General features: G+C 46.3%; 15 protein-coding genes and 2 pseudogenes. 8 read left to right on the forward strand and 9 right to left on the reverse strand.

The window, feature by feature from the left end; genetic code table 11:
* Window positions 1-48: 48 nt before the first annotated feature.
* Both HMPREF0671_RS03600 and tsaA read right to left on the reverse strand, forming a co-directional pair.
* Window positions 49-531 carry a ferritin gene (locus HMPREF0671_RS03600; RefSeq protein ID WP_036896749.1) on the reverse strand — a complete coding sequence of 161 codons (483 nt, stop codon included), beginning with the start codon at window positions 529-531 and terminating at the stop codon, window positions 49-51.
* 462 nt (window positions 532-993) lie between these two features.
* The gene (tsaA, locus tag HMPREF0671_RS03605; protein WP_036896750.1) at window positions 994-1,653 is read right to left on the reverse strand and encodes a tRNA (N6-threonylcarbamoyladenosine(37)-N6)-methyltransferase TrmO; all 660 of its coding nucleotides are present in this window, start codon (window positions 1,651-1,653) and stop codon (window positions 994-996) included.
* A gap of 42 nt (window positions 1,654-1,695) precedes the next feature.
* Between tsaA and HMPREF0671_RS03610 the strand changes: the two genes are divergently transcribed.
* Complete coding sequence (locus HMPREF0671_RS03610) at window positions 1,696-2,394, forward strand: HAD family hydrolase (RefSeq protein WP_036896751.1); 699 nt, start codon at window positions 1,696-1,698, stop codon at window positions 2,392-2,394.
* A 4-nt stretch (window positions 2,395-2,398) separates the two neighbouring features.
* Here the strand turns inward: HMPREF0671_RS03610 and HMPREF0671_RS03615 are convergent, their stop codons facing one another.
* Window positions 2,399-2,866: a nucleoside deaminase gene (locus HMPREF0671_RS03615; protein WP_036896754.1), complete on the reverse strand. Its 468-nt coding sequence runs from the start codon at window positions 2,864-2,866 to the stop codon at window positions 2,399-2,401.
* A gap of 241 nt (window positions 2,867-3,107) precedes the next feature.
* Between HMPREF0671_RS03615 and HMPREF0671_RS03620 the strand changes: the two genes are divergently transcribed.
* The 3 genes from HMPREF0671_RS03620 to HMPREF0671_RS03630 all read left to right on the forward strand — a co-directional run bounded on the left by HMPREF0671_RS03620 (window position 3,108) and on the right by HMPREF0671_RS03630 (window position 5,299).
* Window positions 3,108-3,602: a pyridoxamine 5'-phosphate oxidase family protein gene (locus HMPREF0671_RS03620; RefSeq protein ID WP_036896756.1), complete on the forward strand. Its 495-nt coding sequence runs from the start codon at window positions 3,108-3,110 to the stop codon at window positions 3,600-3,602.
* 218 nt (window positions 3,603-3,820) lie between these two features.
* Window positions 3,821-4,354 carry a hemerythrin domain-containing protein gene (locus HMPREF0671_RS03625; protein ID WP_036896757.1) on the forward strand — a complete coding sequence of 178 codons (534 nt, stop codon included), beginning with the start codon at window positions 3,821-3,823 and terminating at the stop codon, window positions 4,352-4,354.
* A 63-nt stretch (window positions 4,355-4,417) separates the two neighbouring features.
* On the forward strand, window positions 4,418-5,299 hold the full coding sequence (locus HMPREF0671_RS03630) for a PfkB family carbohydrate kinase (RefSeq protein ID WP_036896758.1): 882 nt from the start codon (window positions 4,418-4,420) through the stop codon (window positions 5,297-5,299).
* On the opposite strand, the gene HMPREF0671_RS03635 is transcribed toward HMPREF0671_RS03630, so the two are convergent.
* From HMPREF0671_RS03635 to HMPREF0671_RS03645, 3 genes and pseudogenes are all read right to left on the reverse strand, one after another.
* The gene (locus tag HMPREF0671_RS03635; protein WP_036896760.1) at window positions 5,277-6,083 is read right to left on the reverse strand and encodes an ABC transporter ATP-binding protein; all 807 of its coding nucleotides are present in this window, start codon (window positions 6,081-6,083) and stop codon (window positions 5,277-5,279) included. The two genes, HMPREF0671_RS03630 and HMPREF0671_RS03635, sit on opposite strands and share 23 nt — an antisense overlap.
* Before the next feature lie 110 nt (window positions 6,084-6,193).
* Window positions 6,194-6,541, reverse strand: coding sequence for a DUF488 domain-containing protein (locus HMPREF0671_RS03640; RefSeq protein ID WP_369793919.1), 348 nt, complete (start codon window positions 6,539-6,541; stop codon window positions 6,194-6,196).
* Between the two features lie 8 nt (window positions 6,542-6,549).
* Window positions 6,550-6,948 (reverse strand): annotated as a pseudogene (locus tag HMPREF0671_RS03645) (1-deoxy-D-xylulose-5-phosphate synthase N-terminal domain-containing protein); the annotation flags it as partial.
* A gap of 247 nt (window positions 6,949-7,195) precedes the next feature.
* Between HMPREF0671_RS03645 and HMPREF0671_RS03650 the strand changes: the two are divergent.
* The gene (locus tag HMPREF0671_RS03650; RefSeq protein WP_036896766.1) at window positions 7,196-7,651 is read left to right on the forward strand and encodes an arsenate reductase ArsC; all 456 of its coding nucleotides are present in this window, start codon (window positions 7,196-7,198) and stop codon (window positions 7,649-7,651) included.
* A gap of 24 nt (window positions 7,652-7,675) precedes the next feature.
* Window positions 7,676-8,651, forward strand: a pseudogene (locus HMPREF0671_RS03655) (permease).
* 27 nt (window positions 8,652-8,678) lie between these two features.
* Here HMPREF0671_RS03655 and HMPREF0671_RS03660 read toward each other — a convergent pair.
* Window positions 8,679-10,985 carry a glycoside hydrolase family 20 protein gene (locus HMPREF0671_RS03660; RefSeq protein ID WP_036896852.1) on the reverse strand — a complete coding sequence of 769 codons (2,307 nt, stop codon included), beginning with the start codon at window positions 10,983-10,985 and terminating at the stop codon, window positions 8,679-8,681.
* Between the two features lie 142 nt (window positions 10,986-11,127).
* Here HMPREF0671_RS03660 and HMPREF0671_RS03665 point away from each other — a divergent pair, with 142 nt between their 5' ends.
* Together HMPREF0671_RS03665 and HMPREF0671_RS03670 are read left to right on the forward strand one after the other, a co-directional pair.
* Complete coding sequence (locus HMPREF0671_RS03665; RefSeq protein ID WP_036896769.1) at window positions 11,128-12,999, forward strand: AAA domain-containing protein; 1,872 nt, start codon at window positions 11,128-11,130, stop codon at window positions 12,997-12,999.
* 2 nt (window positions 13,000-13,001) lie between these two features.
* The gene (locus HMPREF0671_RS03670) at window positions 13,002-13,403 is read left to right on the forward strand and encodes a hypothetical protein (protein WP_036896770.1); all 402 of its coding nucleotides are present in this window, start codon (window positions 13,002-13,004) and stop codon (window positions 13,401-13,403) included.
* A 22-nt stretch (window positions 13,404-13,425) separates the two neighbouring features.
* Here HMPREF0671_RS03670 and HMPREF0671_RS03675 read toward each other — a convergent pair whose 3' ends face one another.
* Window positions 13,426-14,376, reverse strand: coding sequence for an alpha/beta hydrolase (locus HMPREF0671_RS03675; RefSeq protein ID WP_036896772.1), 951 nt, complete (start codon window positions 14,374-14,376; stop codon window positions 13,426-13,428).
* Window positions 14,377-14,474: 98 nt separating this feature from the next.
* A complete protein-coding gene (gene eno / locus HMPREF0671_RS03680) occupies window positions 14,475-15,785 on the reverse strand; it encodes a phosphopyruvate hydratase (RefSeq protein WP_036896774.1) in 1,311 nt (436 codons plus the stop codon).
* Window positions 15,786-15,839: the final 54 nt, after the last annotated feature.

A 15,839-nucleotide genomic window follows, 5' to 3' on the forward strand; every position in this document is an offset into this window, starting at 1 on the left:
GATTTGATGAATTCATCAAATCGCCCCTCTTGGTATATCGTATGTGAATTATACGCGTGCACCGTACTGTTGGTCAAGACCGAAGATAGCAGATTCGCCCATCTTCTTGATGCGGTCTACGATGCCACTTGCAGTAGCTTCCTCTTCCACCTGTTCGCGAACAAACTGCCAAAGGAAGTCTTGTGTAGCCTTATCGCCTTCGGCAATAGCCTTATCCAAAAGGTTATCGATGAACTTGCTTACATGGCATTCGTGCTTATAAGCGTCTTCGAAAGCCTCCAAAGGAGAGTTCCATGTCTGACGAACAGCAGCAATCTGGTTTACAGTAGCTGTTCCGCCACGCTTGATAATGTAGTTAGCCATTTGGTAAGCGTGGTCCATTTCTTCAGCCGATTGCTTTTTCATCCATGTTGAAAAACCCTCAAATCCCTCTTTCTCCATGTAGAACGACATTGAAAGATATAAGTTAGCAGAGTAAATCTCGTTTACTATCTGTCCGTTTAGCGCTTCTTGTAATGTTTCTGAAATCATAATAGTAATTGTATTAATTATTTATTTGGTGCAAATATACGAAAAAGAATCTATCGTTGTGTCGTTTCCTATAGAATTTTAATATTTTTATATTTGCATGTCGAAAAGAAGCCATTATGAATTCATAAAGGCAGGTTGCTCATCTAAAACTCTAAATTTCTTGCTCTTAACTCATCACTCCTCACCCAAAACTTGTCTATTTGTCAACTCAATACAATCTTCCTCTCTTTGGGATAGAGTTGAGGAGAAGTTATTGCAGGGGCGTATCAGCATCGCTGTTTGGGCTTTTCAGCAATGCTGCATGGGCTAGGCAGTAATGCTGAGAAGTGGTTGCAGCAATCTCACCCCGGCTCTTTCCCAAGGAGAGGGAGTATTGGATGTGGGATGAATTCTTTTGCTTGTGAGTCTATAAGTGGATGAGTTATGGGACAAGGCAGGCTAAGATATGTGCTCACATATAATTTATGGTAGCACGGTCAGTACTCCATCGGCTACGCGGAAGTGTACATCGCGGCCACCGAAAGGCATGCCATAGATACGGGTGGGGTCTTCTTGATAGTGCGGACGCGGGTCGAGTTCGAGCGAAGCTTGCAAGGCCGACAGTTCATCGGGGCTATACACCTCTTTTAATAGGTCGATATTCTCTACTCGGAGTCGCTTGATGGGCTGCCGATCTACGAATCCACTGCGGGCATCGGGGTGACAGTCGGCATACACTACGTAGGGTTTGATGTCGTAAATAGGTGTTCCATCCATCAAGTCAGCGCCTTCGACATGAATTACGGGGCCTTGTGTGGTGTTCCATTCCACATGTGACAGACGTACGCAGGAGAGTCCGATGTTATTCGGACGGAACGGACTACGCGTGGCAAACACACCCATCTTGACGTTTCCTCCGAGCAGTGGAGGTCGCACAACAGGACTGTTGGCACGCTGACGGTTGGCCGAAAACTCCCAAATGAGCCATAGATAGTCAAACTCTTCGATGCCTCTGAGCGAGTCGGCATTTCGATATTCGGGTGTAAAGACGATGGTGCCTTGCAGCGACGGAGCCAGTCCGCTCTGTTTGGGAATGCCGAACTTCGATGTAAAAGGTGAATGGAAAGTGGCTATTTGAATCATGTTATATGTCGGATTTTGGTTATATTTGCACGAAATTGAATCATGGAGAAATTACAAAACATACGGGCTATCGCCTTCGATGCGGACGATACGCTGTGGGATTGCCAGTCGCATTTCGACCAAGTAGAGCGTCGTTATTGTGAATTGTTGGCCGAATATGGTGGGGCAGAGGCTATTTCGGCTTCGCTCTTTGATGTAGAAACGGCCAATATGGACGACCTTGGCTATGGCGCGAAAGCCTTTATGCTGTCGTTGGTAGAAAATGCCGTGAAGGTGAGTGAGGGACAAGTAAAGGCCGAAATCATTGCCGAGATATTGCAACTGGGTCGCCAATTGCTGCATATTCATGCTCGTCCGTTGGCCGAGGTGCCCGATACGCTGGCTCGGTTGCGAGCCTGTGGGCGTTTTCGTATGGCTGTATTCACTAAAGGGGAGCTACTAGACCAAGAGAAGAAGTTACACCGATCGGGGCTGGAACCGTATTTCGACCAAGTCGCTATCGTCTCTGATAAGACGGAGAAAGCCTACCATCAGCTTTGTGAAAACCTAGGTGTGAAGACCGAGGAACTGGTGATGGTGGGCAATTCGTTCCGCTCTGATATAGCTCCAGTGCTCCAAATCGGTGGCAAGGCGGTGCATATACCGTTCCATGCGACGTGGCAACACGAGCACATGGAGGCTTTTGTACATGAGAATCTGCGGACGATTGAGCGGTTCGGTGAACTGCTCAATATCCTCTAATCGGCTAATACTCGGTCTTGCTGTCGCTCTGTTGCCATAGTTCGAAGGCTTCTCTAGCCTCTTCGGGTAGCAGTTTGATGAGTGCTTTTTGGCGGTATTGTGGTGCCAAAGAAATCTCGCGGTAGATGAACTCGTCGTCGAAGCCTATTCGGGCAGCGTCTTTGCGGTTGTTGGCATAGAAGATTCGGTCGATATGCGCCCAATAAATGGCTCCCAGGCACATCGGACATGGTTCGCAACTGGTGTAGATGTCGCAGCCTGTAAGGTCGAAAGTGCCCAGCTTGGCAGTCGCTTGACGGATGGCATTGACCTCTGCATGCGCCGTAGGATCGTGGTCAATGGTGACGCTATTGGACGCTTCGGCAATGATTTCACCATCTTTTGCGATGACGGCACCGAAGGGTCCACCACCGTTTTTTACACTATTTATCGACAAGGCAATGGCCTTGCGCATCAATTCTTTATCGCTCATAGCTTGTTATATTGATTGTAACTTTTTACCAAAGAAAGGCAAATGGGAGCAATGAAAACTTGTTTTCAAATTGCCGAATGCAGCCTTTCTTCTACAAAGATAGGAATCTTATTAGGCTTATCATGCTAATCGGCCTAATAATCTTAACTAACATTAACTCTAAAAAGGTAACATTTGTGCCTTTAGGAGTGTCTGAATCTTTCTACTTTTGCTACCGAAGAATCCTCAAAACCACGTGATAATGAAATATGTGAACGAGACTATCAGGCGACAAGACCGCCTCATGGACAAGGAAAGAGCTATCGAACTGCTGCGTACAAGTGAGTTCGGTGTGTTGTCAATGGCCGATGCCGACAGTACACCTTACGGTATTCCGGTGAACTATGTATGGGATGGAGCCGACAGTATCTATATTCATTGTGCGCCCGAAGGTCGCAAATTACGTATCATCAACAATCATAATAAGGTGTCGTTTTGTCTTGTAGGGCGTGTACACCTGTTGCCCGGACAGTTTACAACAGAGTATGAGAGCGTGGTGTTGACGGGTATTGCCCACGTGGGATTGGACGAAGAGGAGCGCATGAGGGCCTTACATCTACTTATAGATAAACTATCGCCCGACTTCAAAGAGATTGGAGATAAGTATGCTCACAAGAGTTTTCACCGCACAGAGATTATCCGTGTGGACTTCACGGAGTTCAGTGGGAAACGCAAGAAAGTGCATACTGCTGATTAAGAAGATAAAGAATAACAGGTAATTTAAGTTTTGCGAACTTGTGTATGGATAGAAGTTAGTGGGAGTAAAATCCTCTTTGAGGCTTGAAGTTAACAGACGTTTGTTTATTAACTCCTTTATTACTCCAACGTTTTTAAGACGTTTAACTTCCGGATAACTCCAAATTTGAGCATTCATGCGAAACTTATAAATAGTAATTTTAAGGTAAAAAGATTGATATGAAGACTATTTTGGATTTTGAACAGTGGCCACTCGACCTGCTCATCGACTATGTATTGAAGATTCACCATCGCGGTATTCGCGAGCAAGGACCGGAACTCCTAGAACAGTTACAGCGTGTGGCACTGGCTCATAAGGCTGATGCTCCCGACTTACAGAAGGTTGTCGACCACTTCAGAAACAGCCTTGAAGACCTTGATATGCACCTACAGAAAGAGGAAAATGTACTGTTCCCCTTCTGTATGGAGATGTATGAGTCTTATCGTAACGGCCAACAAGCACCGATGTTCCATTGCGGTTCGGTGCAAGGACCTATCTCTGTGATGATGGCCGAACATGCCGATGAGACCGAAAGACATAACCGTATAGCGCAATTGACAAACGATTATACGGCTCCTGAGGGTACCGATGACGATTATCGGGAGGCAATGAGAGGGTTGAAAGAGTTTCGTGAACACCTCGAAGAGCACACTACAGTGGAGAATGAGGTGCTGTTCCCGATGGCTATGCAAGTGGAAATGGCTGGAAGATAAATGTCTTTTTATTTTGAAAAGCCTGCAAATTAGTTTATCTTTGTAGCCTTAACAATTCACTAAATGAAAGATATTTGCTGCGTAGGCCATATTACTCGTGATAAGATAATCACTCCTAAGCAGACTGTAAAGATGGCCGGTGGAACGGCATTTTATTTTGCTTACGGTATTAATCAGCTTCCCCGAAAGGTGGACTTTCAACTCTTGACGAAGGTAGGGGAGGGTTCTATGGACGAGGTTGAGAAGATGAGACAGGCCGGAATTGAGGTGGTTTGCCATCCAAGTAAGCATACCGTGTACTTTGAAAACAAATATGGGGCTAACTCTAACAACCGAACGCAACGCGTATTGGCTAAAGCTGACCCATTCACAGTGGCTGAAATGTACGATATCGAGGCTAAAATCTTTCATTTAGGTTCGCTTCTCGACGACGACTTCTCGCCTGAAACGGTGAAATATCTATCCACAAAAGGACGTATATCTATTGATGTTCAGGGCTATTTGAGGGAAGTTCGGGGTGAGAATGTGCATGCTGTTGACTGGAAAGATAAGGAAGAAATACTGGCTTGCACAGATATATTGAAACTCAACGAGCACGAGATGACAGTCATATCCAACTCGAAGAACCCACGTACGGTGGCTATCCAGTTGCACGAAATGGGTGTCGATGAGGTAGTCATTACACTTGGAAGCTATGGTTCGTTGATTTATTCAGACGGCAAGTTCTATGAGATTCCTGCTTATAAACCTCAAGAGGTGGTCGACGCGACGGGTTGTGGAGATACTTATTCGGCCGGTTATCTGTATTGTCGGTCGCAAGGTTTGGACTGTTTAGAGGCCGGAAAGTTCGCCGCTGCCATGTGTACTTTGAAGCTAGAGCATTCAGGTCCGTTCGATAGAACGATAGAAGAAGTCGAAGAAATTATTCGTGCGGAGAGGCGCTAATGTCTTTTTGAAGATGTATCGCTAATGTCTCGGCATCGAATTCGATGCCGTTTTTCCCAACATATCGGCTTAAAGTGCCGTTTTCGGCCAACTGTTCGGAGGTGCCGATATGTAGTTTTCGCTCGCTATCCAATAACCATAAGCGGTCGGATAATTGCAAAGCTAGTTCTAAATCGTGTGTAGATAGGAATATCGTTTTATTGTGTTGCGCGGCCAATCGACGCAGCAGTTGCATCATGTCTACCTTGCTTGGAAAGTCGAGAAAGGCTGTCGGTTCGTCTAAAAATACAATAGGTGTCTGTTGAGCTAGCGCCTTTGCAATCATGATCTTTTGCCTTTCGCCGTCGCTCAGTGTCTGTATCATACGGTCACTCATGTGCTTCATGCCTACAAGAGTGAGTGCTTCGTCTACGGCTTGGCGGTCTTCGGAGTGCAATCTGCCCCAGAATCCTGTGTAAGGAGCACGTCCCATCTCTACCATCTCGCGTGCCGTGATGTTTTGGATAGTCATTTTTTGCGTGAGAACTACGCTGACCAACCGAGACAGTTCCGCATCGGAAAGACTTGACAACGGCTTTCCACAAATGTCTATACTGCCCTTTAACGGTGGTTGGAAGCCTGCTAATGTGCGCAAAAGGGTCGATTTGCCGACACCATTAGCTCCAAGCAAGCAAGTCAATTCGCCTGCCTGCAACGCGGCCGTCAAGTTGTTGGCCACCTCTTTTACATTGTTGCCTTGTCGATAACCTATTGCTAAGCCACAGAGTGTAATGGTTTCGTTCATATTTACAAAGTTAATGCAAATGAGTGCAATGGAAGTTAACTTCCTAATTGCCGAGTGCCGGTTAACTTCTACAAAGGTAGTGGAAACGTAAGACAATCAGAAATAAAAGCTCAAATACTTAATATGTTGAGCAAAACAACGGCATTATTGTGGGCTTCATCGTGTGCACTGTAAAGTAATGTCACGTCTCCTTGCTCGCTCTCTTGCCTTATCATCGTCTCAAAATCGGCAAAACGAGGGTTTGCTTGTAGTTCTTCTTGGTAACGACGAGCAAACTCTTCGAACTTCTCAGGGGCGTGTCCGAACCACTTACGCAATTCGTTGGTTGGCGCAATCTCTTTTTCCCATAAGTCTATATGGGCTGTTTCCTTCTTCAATCCGCGTGGCCATAGCCGGTCAACGAGAACCCGATAGCCGTCTGTATCGGCTACCGGGTCGTATATACGTTTGGTTTTTATCATTTAATCATGATGTCGCGTGCTTTCTGTAAACCCGATGCCAATGATACGGAAGTTGAGGTGTGTCCAATCTCAAAATTGTCGTATACAGGCGATTCAAGAGGTGAGCTGAATCCAGAAACGCTGTCAATCTTGCTTGAATCCAAGAACCCTTCGGCACGTCCGGTGAGCATCTTGTGCGGATAACTCTGGTGAGAAATATCAAAAACAATTTTATCTTCGGGAGCGTTGAATACGTAATGAAGCGCTACAGTAGCCTCTGTGAAACCCAAATTAGGGCCCACATGACCACCGTGCTGGCTCACGCGGTTCAAGATTCCGGCACGTATTTCATCGGCAACAGTGTTGAGTTGTTCTACAGAGAGTCCCTTCAAATCCTTGGGACTGTTGATTTTTTCAATATACATATGATGTTATAGTTTGTTTATCTTGCTTTTTAAATCTGATGATTCACGGTGCAAAGGTAAATAAAAGACTCGTGCATGATACTATAAATATTACATTTATAAGTACCAATATTACAGAATGATTTCTTGATTCAAATGATATTGGGCTTAAGCCGAAGCTTTGCAGGAAAGTAAGTAAGAGATTGTGGAATGATGAAAGGGGAAATTATGCAATTATTCCTAACTTAGTCTTATTTTTATTAAAAAGATGTCACGGATTCTAATATTATGTACAGGCAACAGTTGTCGTAGCCAAATGGCACATGGTTTCCTGCAATCGCTTGATAAAACATTGGAAGTCTGTTCGGCAGGCACACAACCTGCTGCCCATGTTAATGCTATGGCGGTATCTATGATGCAGGAGATAGGTATTGATATCAGCACCCATACGCCCACATCGGTAGAACGTTATCTAGACCAATGTTGGGATTATGTCATAACGGTATGTGATCATGCTAACGAGACTTGCCCTATATTCCAAGGTAAAGTGGGCAAACGAATGCATATAGGCTTTGAAGATCCCTCTAAGGTGACAGGCTCCCCGGATTTTATATACAATGAATTTGTTAGGGTTCGCGAAGAGATTAAGCGTGAATTCACAAAGTTCTATTTTACAGAGATTAATTCATCTGATTTGCCAAAATGTATATGTAGTAACGGCTAATATTCCATTCAATACGATATAAACATGTTACAGGCTTTTGCAGATTGGCTTTCCTTTCGTTGTATTGGACTAGATTCCCACAGTTCATTGGGCATCGCAGTCAATTTTTTCTTTTATGATACGATGAAGATTTTATAGTTACTCTTCTTTATCAGTATCATCATGGGTATCGTCAATGCTTATTTTCCGATAGAAAGATTGCGCAATTACCTTGTCAACCATAAACTTTATGGTATGCAATATGTTCTGGCTTCGGTCTTTGGTGCAATCACTCCATTCTGTTCTTGTTCGTCTATTCCTCTTTTCATCGGCTTTGTGAAAGGCGGCATTCCATTGGGAGTGACGTTGGCTTTCCTCATTACTTCACCCTTAGTCAATGAGGTCGCTGTCGCTATGTTTCTTGGAACATTCGGTTTCCGAATTACAATAATTTATGTATTGAGTGGGTATCTTGCTTGGCGTAGTCGGAGGATTTATACTTAACAAGATACATCTAGATAACTATCTGAGCGAATGGGTTAGGCATATCCAACAGAATTCCACTGTCCAAACAGAAGAATGGGAGCACGACCATGTTACTTTTGTTCAGCGGATGCCATCTATCATCCGCGAAGCATGGAATATTGTGAAAGGTGTCATCATCTATATTTTTGTAGGAATTGGAATCGGGGCAGCCATGCATGGGTATGTTCCGGAAGGCTTTTTCGCTGAATATATGGCAGCTAATCAATGGGTTGCAGTGCCACTCAGCGTCATATTGGCTGTCCCCATGTATGCTAATGCCGCAGGAATTGTACCTGTCATTCAAGTGCTTGTGGCTAAAGGTATTCCCATGGGTACAGCCTTGGCGTTCATGATGGCAGTAATAGGACTTTCGTTACCGGAAGCTACACTGTTGAAAAAAGTCATGACGTGGCGACTCATTGGTATTTATTTTGGGACAGTCACACTTTTTATCGTGATACTAGGCTACTTCTACAACTTTATATTTAGTCTGTAGAAAAAGAACATTCCATTCTTCTCATCTTTATTCCACTATCACCTCGTCGAAGAAGAAACGGGATTTTTGGCCGGGACGGACGTGGGATGGGGGACAAATACCAGCTCCACGCACTTGTATCTTGACATATCGAGCCTTTGATTGGAAGGCGAAAGAAAGGTCTTCACGGAAAGTTCCATCGGCAAACAAGTCGGCTTCATCGCACTGGTAGGTTGCTATGGGACGGAACTTTCGCCCATCCTTAGATGCCAAAACGTCTATTTGAGCCGGCCGATGTACGGCTACTCCATAGTTATTGATACATCCTAGACGGATGTATTTAATGGGTTGGATGCGTTGTAGGTCGATGATGAATGATGCGCTATCGGTATTATTCCACGAGCACCACTCTGAATCGGTGTACTTCATGGTACCTCGTACCCCGTTGGTCAATGTGTAGGGTAGGGTGGCGCCCATAGTTTTGATGGGGCAAGCTGTGGCTTTGTTCCAATGAATGGGGAATGACAAGGTCTCACCTTCCTGATGGTTATCGCGGAAAGTGGCAGCCTGAATGGTGACATCGGTAGACACTTCGAGTGGTGAGGTGTATAGGGGAGAGGTCGGGCTAGGTGGTGTGCCATCGAGAGTGTACCGTATTTGCACGTCGGGACGGATACAGTCGAGTGCCACTTGTAGTTTCCCATTGTGCGGAACGACCGATTCTTGAATGTTAAACATCGAACGTGCCGGTACGATACCCATGTTTCCGAGTTGTTCGCAGTAGTTGTCGGTGGCTTTCAAGAATCGATTCCAATCTTTATGTACGGGCATAGTCCACGCTGTTTCGGCCAAGGCTAGCATGCGAGGGAAGAGCAGATAGTCGACATCGGCAGTGGTCTGGCAGAATTCTGTCCACAAAGAGCCTTGTATACCAAGTAGTTGTTGTGTGATGGCGGACGTCCAATCGCGTTGTACGGGTTCGTAGTCGTACACATCTTTCAGCGTGTTGTTGCCGAAATAGGTAATCGGTTCAAAGCGTTGGGGGCCCTGATAGCGGATGAGATAGAGTTTTTGAGCCGGTGTCATAACGATGGGATGTCCCTGTCGGGCAGCTTTTAGAGCGGCTTGTCCCATTCCTCGCCAACCGAAGATGACAGCCCCTTCGGGTAGTGTTTGGCTGTTAGTCAGTTCGTCCCAGCCTATCACTTTGCGCCCTTTGCTGCGTATATATTGTGCTAATTGTGACATGAAATAGCCCTGTAGGTCTTCTTCGTTGGTTATATGTTCGTGCTTCATGCGTGCTTGACAGCGCGGACAACGTTTCCAATAAGTTTTGTCGGCCTCGTCGCCACCGATGTGAATGTAATGCGAGGGGAACAACTCCATCACCTCATCGAGTACGTTGTGGAGGAAAGAATATACGCTGTCGTTACCTGCACAGAATATAATCTTGGCACGAGCAACACCCAGTCCGGGTAGTACACCGGTGGGTTGGTCAACTACCGGACACTTCAATGCCGGGTAAGCGGCCAATGCAGCGTTGCTATGGGCAGGTAGGTCGATTTCGGGAATCACCTCTATTTGCCGAGCAGCAGCGTAGGATACAATCTCTCGAATGTCGGTTTGAGTGTAGAATCCCTTCTCATAAACCGGTTCACCGGGCTCCGGATTGCGTCGTTCGGGGAAGAGTTTGCCCGGCCTAACCACGCGTTTAGAGCCTACAGACGTGAGCCGTGGATAACGTTTTATTTCAATACGCCACCCATTGTCGTCTGTCAAATGCAGGTGAAGTCGGTTGAGTTTAAGCATCGACATGCAGTCGATGATTTGTAGAAGATGGTCTTTGGGAGTGAAAAAACGTGCAACATCAATCATTACACCACGATAGCCAAAGCGTGGCGAGTCTTTGATGGTAACAGCAGGTACGCACCATGGTGATTGCGTAGGCATGAGTTGGCGAAGCGATTGTATCGCATAGAAGACTCCACTATTACCAGCCGAGCGGATTGTGATATGTTTGGTATCGACGTCAAGGATATAACTTTCGTCCGCTAGACTGCTATCTGTGATGATGCGTATGTCGGCTTGGTCGGTCGATACCATCTTGGATGTAAAGCCAAAATCTCGCCGTAACGCGTCGACGAATAGCTGTATGACGGGCTGTTGCGATGGGTGAGCCACGCCAATCGTGGTAGATGGGGAGAACAGGAAAGTACCTTCGCCAACTTGAATCTCTTGTGGTTGAGGGATAAGATGGATGGTCGGTGATGGCTGTGCAGCTTTCAAGGGCATGCAACTCCATGCCAAGCTAACTAGAAAAATGCGTATACTTATGGATAAAAACGTTTCTCTCATTAGGTTATAACGGGATTGAATGATATTGTATAGATGCAAAATTACGAAATAAAATAGAGACCGACAACGTAACTTTCTCAAAAAAAAGCGATGACGACAGGCTTTGTTGTTAGCATATTTATTGCTATTTTTGCATGCAGCTATGAGTGAAACGTCGACCATACAAAGTCTTAAACAGCAACGATTGTTGCTAGAGTTGGAATACAACACAGAGAAAGAAGCCTTTCGGAAGCAAACCGAAACGATGGGATTGCAACGAAAGGTGAAGCGTGGCGATGCTTGGTATCCGCTGAGAGTGGGCAAAAGCTACTATAATTCGCTGAACCAACTGTCGTTGGAAGTGTTTCGTACGACCGATGAGGAGATAGAATGTAACTTCGAGTATGGCCGACCGGTGGTATTCTTTCGCGTCGATGGTGAGAGCGGACGCATACATTATTTCCCTTTTACTGGTTCGGTGGGCTATGTAGAAGGTGAGCGCATGGTTGTCACTGTGCCCGACTCGGCTTGCTTGTCGGATGTGCAGGCCTGTACATCTATGGTGGGTGTGCAGCTATTTTTCGACGAAACAAGTTACCGACTGATGTTTGAAGCACTTGACAAGGTGACCCGTGCCGATGGAAACCGATTGGCCTATCTGCGCGATTTGTTCTATTCGCATCGCCCGGCCGAACGATTTACTTTTGCAGCCACGCGTTTCCCATGGCTCAACGCTACGCAGGAGAAGGCCGTGAACGAGGTGTTGTGGGCTAAAGATGTGGCGGTGGTGCATGGTCCACCGGGCACTGGGAAGACTACCACATTGGTAGAAGCCATCAACGAAACACTGATGCGCGAGAGTCAGGTGCTCGTTTGTGCACAGAGCAATATGGCCGTAGACTGGATTTCGGAGAAGTTGGTAGACCGTGGTATTAATGTGCTGCGTATCGGTAATCCATCGCGTGTGAATGATAAGATGTTGTCGTTTACCTATGAGAGACGCTTCGAGTCGCATCCGGATTATCCCCAGCTGTGGGCTATACGGAAAGCTATACGTGAGTTGAGAGGCCAACGGCGTGGCCGAGACGACCGTTACCATCAGAAATTGGAACGTTTGAAGAGTCGAGCAGCGGAACTTGAGATACGCATCAATGCCCAACTATTTGGCGAAGCTCGTGTTGTTGCATCTACATTAACGGGTGCAGCGAACCGTTTACTCGACCGTCAGAAGTTCGGAACGCTCTTCATCGACGAGGCAGCGCAGGCTCTTGAAGCTGCTTGTTGGATAGCTATTCGTAAGGCAACACGTGTCATCTTGGCTGGCGACCATTGTCAATTGCCGCCTACCATCAAGAGTATTGCGGCATTGGAAGCTGGACTAGGCAAGACGCTCATGGAACGGATTGTGGAGAACAAGCCCGAAGTGGTGACGCTGCTCAAGGTGCAATACCGTATGAACGAGCAGATAATGCGTTTTTCGAGCGACTGGTTTTATGGCGGACAGGTAGAGAGTGCGCCGCAAATCAAGTTCCGTGGCATTCTGGATTATGATAATCCTATTGAGTGGGAGCGTACGGAAGTGACGACAGGAGAGACTTTCGTGGGAGAGAGTTTCGGCCGAATTAACAAGGAGGAGGCTGAATTGACGTTGCAAAAACTGGAGGCTTATTATCATAAGATAGGTAAGGAGCGCGTGTTGGAAGAGCGTATCGACGTGGGGATTATTTCTCCCTATCGTGCCCAAGTGCAATATTTGCGACGCCTCATCGGTAAGCGCGAATTCTTCAAATCCTATCGACATCTCATCTCGGTAAACACCGTTGACGGATTCCAAGGGCAGGAACGCGATGTGATTCTGATTTCGTTGGTGCGCAGTAACGATGAAGGGCAGATAGGATTTCTCAATGATTTGCGACGAATGAACGTGGCTATCACGCGTGCCCGAATGAAACTCATCATCCTAGGTGACGTAGATACGCTCACCAAGCATCCTTTTTATAAAAAGCTATACGAAAGTATTCAAAACGAATCATAACGATGTTACAACGCGACTACTACCTCAGACTCATACAAGAGTTTATGGCTGCACTGGCCAAAGTACTGGAAAAGAAAGAGTTTACGGCTCGAAAAGAAGAACTGCATAAACTATATGAGCAGTATGTAGGGCCTTATGCGTTTTACGGTACGGCCACTATTGACGAAGTGATGCAGGCACTTGAGGGTGAAACCCCGGAAAAACGCATCATGAAACTCGAAATGTTATCAGAGTTATACTACCATGAAGGTTGTATAGAAACCGGACCGACACGTGACATCCTGCTCTCTAAAGCCTTCTCGCTCTTGGATTATTTAGAAGCCAATAGCGGTACCTACTCCATGGAACGACATGCCCGCATAGCAGAACTACAACGGGAATACGGGAAGAAAGAGGGGGAGTAGATCAGCAAAAATAGGCTTACTGTTATTCCATATATTTTCCAACGAATCGTTTTACGATCTCGGTATACTTTTGACGATGGTCGGTATAGCTCATGGCATGAGCCGAGTGGGGGAAGAGGGCGAGTTGTTTGGGCTGCGGTTTGCCCGTATAGAGCGGGTAAACCATACGGGTGGGTACGTAGGTATCGGTCGTACCATGGATAAAGAGCAACGGTTTGTTGCATTTTGCAACTTGCTTTAATGCTGAAGCTTCAGCAAAAGACCAACCGTAACGCAGCTTGCAAAGTGCACTCGTGGTGTACATCAAAGGGAATGAGGGGAGGCTGAATTGGTTTGAAAGTTCCCCTCTAAACTCATCCCACACGTCGGTATAGCCACAATCTTCTATGAAACAGCGAATGTAAGACGGGGTGTTTTCACCTGATAACATCATCACTGTGGCTGCTCCCATGGATATACCATGAAGCACTTGCTTCGTTCCGACGAACAGCGAATCGGCAAACGCTGACCAGCGCAAGACATCTTTGCGGTCTTCCCATCCCATTTGTATATGGTCGCCATCGCTTAGGCCGTGTCCATAGAGGTCGGGCAACAGCACGTTATACCCCATTCGGGCGTAGATATAGGCTATATGCAGCATCTTCACGGCACTGTCTTTATACCCATGGATGAGCAAGGCTGTGAGTGGGGTACGGCTCGGTGCATAGGCATAGTAGGCGTGCATACGCTCACCATTCACCTTATATATAATGGTGTCGTGTAGTGCATGAATATGCAGCAGGCTGTCTATCCACGGTTTAATTTCGGGATTTGCAGCTACCACTTCCTGTAATTGTGTCTTCACATACGTTTCCCGGTTGTCTCTAGGAGACAGGGAGAACGAGAGCATGTAGCACGATGCGGCTGTGATGATGATGATTAGGGTTCCCAAAAGGATGCCCAGCCATCGGCCGATATACGATTTCTGTTTCATAAGTAAACGAAAAAAGGATAGCTTCATGGTATGAAACTATCCTTTATTTATTTGAGCTCAATACCTTCTCTCTTTGGCGAGGGAGGCGTAGGGCTGTTTTACTTCATCTTAGTATAACCATACTTAGCTGAGCAGCACAATTCTTCCTCGATGCGGATGAGCTGGTTGTACTTAGCCATACGGTCTGTGCGGCTCATAGAACCGGTCTTAATCTGACCGGAGTTGGTAGCTACGGCGATGTCAGCGATAGTAGTATCCTCTGTTTCGCCCGAACGGTGAGAAGTAACAGTGGTGTAACCGTGACGGTGAGCCATCTCGATTGCGTCAAGAGTTTCAGACAATGAACCGATTTGGTTGACTTTAATCAAGATTGAGTTAGCTGCACCCATCTTGATACCCTTTTCCAAGAACTTCACGTTAGTTACGAACAAGTCGTCACCAACCAACTGGCAACGGTCACCAATCTTAGCTGTCAGCTTCACCCAGTTCTCCCAGTCGTTCTCATCAAGACCGTCCTCGATAGAGTCGATAGGATATTTTGTGATAAGTTCTTCCAAGTAAGCGATTTGCTCTTCAGCTGTAAGCTTCTTGCCATTCTTTACGTCCTTCGGCATACCGTTCTTGAGTTGACGATAGTCGTAGAACCACTGACCGTTTTCCTGAACAGCAAATTCAGAAGCAGCACAGTCCATAGCAATCTTCACATCATCACCCGGCTTGTAACCAGCGTCCTTGATTGAAGCGATGATAGTGTCGAGAGCGTCTTCGATACCATCAAAGCTAGGAGCGAAACCACCCTCATCTCCAACAGCAGTAGAGAGTCCGCGCTTCTTCAAGTTCTTTGCCAATGCGTGGAAAACCTCAGCACCCATACGGATAGCTTCTTTCTCGTTCTTAGCGCCTACAGGGCGAATCATGAATTCTTGGAATGCGATAGGAGCGTCAGAGTGAGCACCACCGTTGATGATATTCATCATAGGTACGGGCAAAGTATAGGTATTGCAACCACCAATGTAGCGATACAAGGGGATATTGAGAGCCTTGGCAGCAGTCTGAGCAACAGCCAAAGAAACACCGAGAATGGCGTTAGCACCGAGCTTACTCTTTGTAGGAGTACCGTCGAGTTCAAGCATCTTGTTATCGATCTTGCGCTGTTCGAGTACGCAGAAGCCCTTCAATGCTGGAGCGATGACGTTGTTTACGTTCTCTACAGCTTTCAAAACGCCCTTGCCACCGAAACGGTTCTTGTCGCCGTCGCGAAGCTCAAGAGCCTCGTTTTCACCGGTAGAAGCACCAGATGGTACGCTAGCGCGACCCATCACACCATTTTCCAATGTTACTTCTACTTCTACTGTAGGATTGCCACGAGAGTCAATAATCTCACGAGCATGTACTTTTTCAATTACCATAGTTGTTTTCTTTATTTTATAAAATACAAATATATTCGTATTGTCTATGTATGC

This window comes from Prevotella sp. S7 MS 2 (assembly GCF_000762865.1).
Lineage (GTDB): Bacteria > Bacteroidota > Bacteroidia > Bacteroidales > Bacteroidaceae > Prevotella.